General features: G+C 69.1%; 4 protein-coding genes. 1 reads left to right on the forward strand and 3 read right to left on the reverse strand.

All coding sequences use genetic code 11. The features are described 5' to 3' along the window. The first annotated feature begins 203 nt into the window (after window positions 1-203). Window positions 204-1241, forward strand: coding sequence for an asparaginase (locus AC1DYI_RS27265; RefSeq protein WP_477207257.1), 1038 nt, complete (start codon window positions 204-206; stop codon window positions 1239-1241). 19 nt (window positions 1242-1260) lie between these two features. Here AC1DYI_RS27265 and AC1DYI_RS27270 read toward each other — a convergent pair whose 3' ends face one another. From AC1DYI_RS27270 to AC1DYI_RS27280, 3 genes are all read right to left on the reverse strand, one after another. Beyond that, complete coding sequence (locus AC1DYI_RS27270; RefSeq protein WP_477207258.1) at window positions 1261-1533, reverse strand: hypothetical protein; 273 nt, start codon at window positions 1531-1533, stop codon at window positions 1261-1263. Between the two features lie 72 nt (window positions 1534-1605). Further along, entirely contained in the window at window positions 1606-2997 is a 1392-nt protein-coding gene (locus AC1DYI_RS27275; RefSeq protein WP_477207259.1) for a DUF3999 family protein, read from the reverse strand. Beyond that, on the reverse strand, window positions 2994-4580 hold a 1587-nt coding region (locus tag AC1DYI_RS27280; RefSeq protein WP_477207260.1), incomplete at its 5' end, for a DUF2339 domain-containing protein. The genes AC1DYI_RS27280 and AC1DYI_RS27275, both read right to left, overlap by 4 nt.

Raw genomic sequence — 4580 nt, forward strand, 5'->3', positions numbered from 1 at the left:
GGCCCACGTCAAGAAGGCCAAAGCCCATACCACCAAGGCAGGTGCCCACGTGGCCAAGAACAGCCACCTGACGGCCAAGCAGGTCAAGAAGGCCAAGTCCGAGCACCGCAAGGCGCACAAGGCCGTCAAGCACACTGCCAAGCACGCGCCCAAGGCGCGCACCGGCGTTTGAGCCCTCGCGTCCGCGGCACCAGGGACACGGCATGAACCCGGTGCTGGTGCAGGTGCTGCGCGGCAGCACGGTCGAGTCGTTCCACCGCGGTGCGCTGGCGATCGTCGACGCCGACGGTGCGGTGCACACCGCGCTGGGCGACATCGACCGACCGATCTTTCCGCGCTCGGCCGTCAAGGCGCTGCAGGCGCTGCCGCTGGTGGCCAGCGGTGCGGCCGAGCGCTTCGGCCTGGGCGACGAAGCGCTGGCGCTGGCTTGCGCTTCGCACAACGGCGAGACCGCCCATACGGCCACCGCCGCGGCGGTGCTGGCGCAAGCCGGGCTGGACGACGGCGCGCTCGAGTGCGGCACCCATTGGCCGTACCACGAGGCCAGCAGCCGCGCGCTGGCACGCAAACGCCAAGGCCCCAGCGCGCTGCACAACAACTGCTCGGGCAAGCATGCGGGCTTCGTCTGCGTCGGCTGCCTGATGGCGTTGAATGCCGGCCGCGAGCCGGCCGAGTTTCTGCGTGGCTACGTGAAACCCGAGCACCCGGTGATGCGCGAGATCAGCGCGGCGCTGCAGTCGGCCACCGGCTGTGATCTTTCGAATGCACCGACGGGCACCGATGGTTGTTCGATCCCGACCTTTGGCATCCCGCTGCGCCAGTTGGCGCGCGGCTTCGCCCGCCTGGCCAGCGGCCAGGGCCTGTCACCCGGCCATGCGACCGCAGCGAAACGCCTGCGCCAGGCGGTCGCGCGCGCACCGTTCATGGTCGCCGGCAGCGGCCGCTTCGACACCAAGGTGATGCAGCACTTCGGCGAGCGCGTGTTCTGCAAGGTCGGCGCCGAGGGCGTCTACTGCGCCGCGTTGCCGACCCGCGGGCTGGGCGTCGCGATCAAGGTCGACGACGGCAACACCGCCCGCGCCGCCGAGGTGGTGATGGCCAGCGTGATCGAAGCGCTGGCCCAGCGCGACGACGCCGATGCAGCGCTGCTGAGAGATCTGGTACGCGTGCCGCTGAAGAACTGGAACGGCATCGAGGTCGGCAGCATCGCGCCGGCCGAAGGCCTGAAAGCGCTCAGCTGAGGTCGGCAGCCAGCGATGGCTACGCCTGGATGATGTTGTAGACCTCAGCAATGGTGGGCTTCGCCTCGATGCCCATCTCTTGCAGGATGGGCATCAGCTTCGCGCCAAACGCATCCAGCTTGGCGTGGCTCTCGAACACGTCGATGACCTGCAACTGCTGCCTGTCGCCGTAGCAGACGTGGAGCAGCTGCCCATCGGGCACGCGCAGACCCATCTCGGTGAGCCGGCGGATGACCTCGTCGTATTTCGCCGCGTCCGCGCCCTTCACTTCGAACATCGCCAGGATGGTCATGTCTTGCTCCTGCGGTCGTGTGCCATGCAAGGCATACGATCGATTCGGCAAGGCAGATGCAGGCTTCCGATCTCAGCCCTGCGGCTTGGCCGCCGGCCGCAACAGTGACCAGGCCATGAAGCCCATCAGGCCCAGTGCGGCGACCAATGCCGCCCAGAGCCACAGCTTGTGGCTGGGCACTGACGCAGGCGTCGCCGCGCTGGCCGCGATCGAGGCCACCGGCGCCGGCAACGGCACGGCCGGCGGCGCAACGCTCGCCGTGGCATCCGGCAGCGAATCGTCTGGCTGCCTGCCGGGCATCAACTGGCTCAGCGGCATCGCGACCGACGGCGAAGTCTGGTCCCACGCCAAGCGGTACGGGCCGGCGCCTCGCGCGAGAAATACGAGGCTCGCCGTGCGACCGGCAATGCGCAGGCTGGGCGGCTTGCTACCCAACTGAGCCATGCCGCCGGTCGGCTGCACGCGAAGCTTGCGGTACATACCGCCGGGCAGGTTCAACATGGTCGAGCGCAACTCGCTACCCTGCAAGTTCAGCGCATACACGGTGCCGCTGGCCAACGGCCAGAAGGTCTCGTCCGCCTGCTGTACCGGTGCTGGCGGGTTCTTGTTCCGCAGTACCTTCAGGTGCTCGCGCAYCGGGTGGTGGTGGCGCACCCGCGAGTTCGCCACAACGGGCTCGTCGTCGGGCTGGGCCAGCAACTGCAGCCGCGCCAAGGTGTTCGACTCGGTCAAGGCGAACTCGATGCGTTGCAACGGCAGGTGGCGCGGCAGCACGTAGTCGCAATATTCGGCTTTGCACTCGGACGGGGCGAGCGTGTCGCTCCACTGCCAATCCGGCAGTTCGGCGTGGTGCGCCAGGCTAGCCACATGCGCACCGGTCAGCGGCGCCGACTGGCTGCCGGGCAACGGCCGCAGGCGCAGGTAGCCGCCCCGCTCGACCCCATCGGTTCGGGCCAGTTCGAAGCTGCCGTGCTCGAGCCGCAAGCCTTGGTGCTGCAACGAGACCAACTGAGCTTGGGGCAGCACGGTGCGCCACCGCTGCAGATCGGCGCTGGCTTCGAGCACGAACGGGAAGATGCCGTTGGTGCCGGGCGCCACGTCCAGCTGCAGCTCTTGCGGGACGCCCTTGACCGCGCGCAGGTCGACGATCCAGCCGCCTTGCTGCGCGGGTTCAGCCGTCGATGCCGCCGCCGCGGGCGGTGCGGGTGCCTTGAACAAAGGCACCGACTGCCGGCTCGGTGTGGCCGAGACGCCGGGCTCGGTATCGACCCAGGCGTACGGCACGGCCTCACCGGCTGCGTTCAACACACGCAGGTCGCTCAGGTCATCGGCCGTTGATTGCGCCCGCACATCGAGCGGGATACGCAGCGTGTGGTACGCGCCATCGCCCTTCAGTTGCAACGGCAGCTCGCCGGCGCCGGCCGCAGAAGCCAACGCCATCAACGTGATCGCCAAGTGCCTCATGCAGCCACCTCGTCGTTTGCGGTGGCCCCATCCCGCCGCGGCGGCACCGGCGCGAAGTAGCCGACCAGCAGCAGCAACAGGCCGACGACGATGAACGACACGATGCGGTACAGCCCGCCATGGTCGGCCAGCTCGATGAAGAACAGCTTGGCCACCACCAGCGCCAGCAAGCCGGCACCGACCACCCAGACCACACGCCGCACCTTCTTGTGGCCCAGCACCATCAGGCCGACACCGAGGATGGCCCAGGCGACCGACAGCGTGGCCTGCGTCAAGGTCGATGCGAACAGTTCGCTGGCCTCCCACGGCACACCGGCCAGGTGGTGGCAAGCGCGCAGCAGCATGCCGGTATAGAGCACGAAGGCCGTCGCGCCCAGACCGGCCAACAGCAAGGGCCGTGGCAACCAGCGCTGCGCCGAATCAGGCAAGGCGCGGAACCACAACAGAAGCGACAGCAGCACCAGCCCGTGGCCCAGCTCCAGTGGGTTCAGCAGAGGCACGTAGGGCAGTGGTGCCGCATCACCCGCCAGCCCATTGCTGAGCCAGACCCACAGCAGCAGGTAGGCCGCGACAGGCGCGCAGGCGAACAGCAGGTAGACATCGCGGAAGCTGTGCATGGGCCAGCGCCGTTGCACCGCCGGCCGTGTGACCAGCGCCAGCACCGCCGCCGGCACCAGCACCCAGCCAAGCGCCGACCAGGCCGAACCCGGCTCACCGACCAGCGCCAGCAAGCCCTGGCCCTCGCGCGCCGCCAGCGCCACGAAGAGCCAGAAGCCCAGCAGGTGCATCGGTACCAGCGCCTTGTTAGACGCCCAGCGTGGCTGGGTCCTCAGCAGCAACCCATGCCAGACCAGCGCCAGCGGCCACAGCAGCCAGCCACCATGTGCATGCGGTGCATCGCCGACCAGCGCCACGCTGATCCAGGCCAGCCCGGCCAACGCGGGCACCGTGGCCCAGGTGCTCTGACCCAGGACCTTCCAATCGCGCCAGCGTGCGACCAGCGTCAGCAGCATGGAACTGAGCAGCACCCACGCGCCGAGTGCGGTCGTCCACCAGCCCGTCCAGTCGGTCACGTTGCGCTGCAGGCCACGCCAGATTTCAGGCGGCAGCACCTGCGCCCACCACAACAGCGCCCAGACCACCAGGCCCCATTGCAAGGCCGGCAGGCGCAGCCAGGCCGCTGTGGAGGCACGCAGCGCCGCCGCGCGAACCATGTCACCGGAGATCAAGGCGGCCAGCGTCAACACCAGCGGCGTCCACAGCGTCAGCCCTGTGGTCTCGGGCGACCACAACGGCACGCCGTAGGCCACGCACGCCACACCAGCCACCACCTGCCAGACCCAGCCAGCGACCACCATCGGGCCATGGCGCAAGCGCAGACCGGCCCACAGTGCTGCCAGCCCCAACGCCGGCCACAGCCGCGCCGCCTGATCGGCCGGCAACACGAACAGCAAGCTGCCGCCCAGCGCGGCCACGCCGGCCAACAGGCCCAGCGTGGCACCCAACGGCCAGACGGGCGGCTCAGCGGTGGTCTCGTCGGGCATTGCCAAGCGTTGGCGCAAGCCCGCCGGCAACGCCAGCAC

The organism is Ideonella sp. P3_A4 (genome assembly GCF_056403075.1).

Excerpts from the sequence above, each read along its gene's own strand:
- AC1DYI_RS27265 (WP_477207257.1), top strand. The coding sequence starts at position 204 with ATGAACCCGGTGCTGGTGCAGGTGCTGCGCGGCAGCACGGTCGAGTCG.
- AC1DYI_RS27270 (WP_477207258.1), bottom strand. The coding sequence starts at position 1,533 with ATGACCATCCTGGCGATGTTCGAAGTGAAGGGCGCGGACGCGGCGAAA.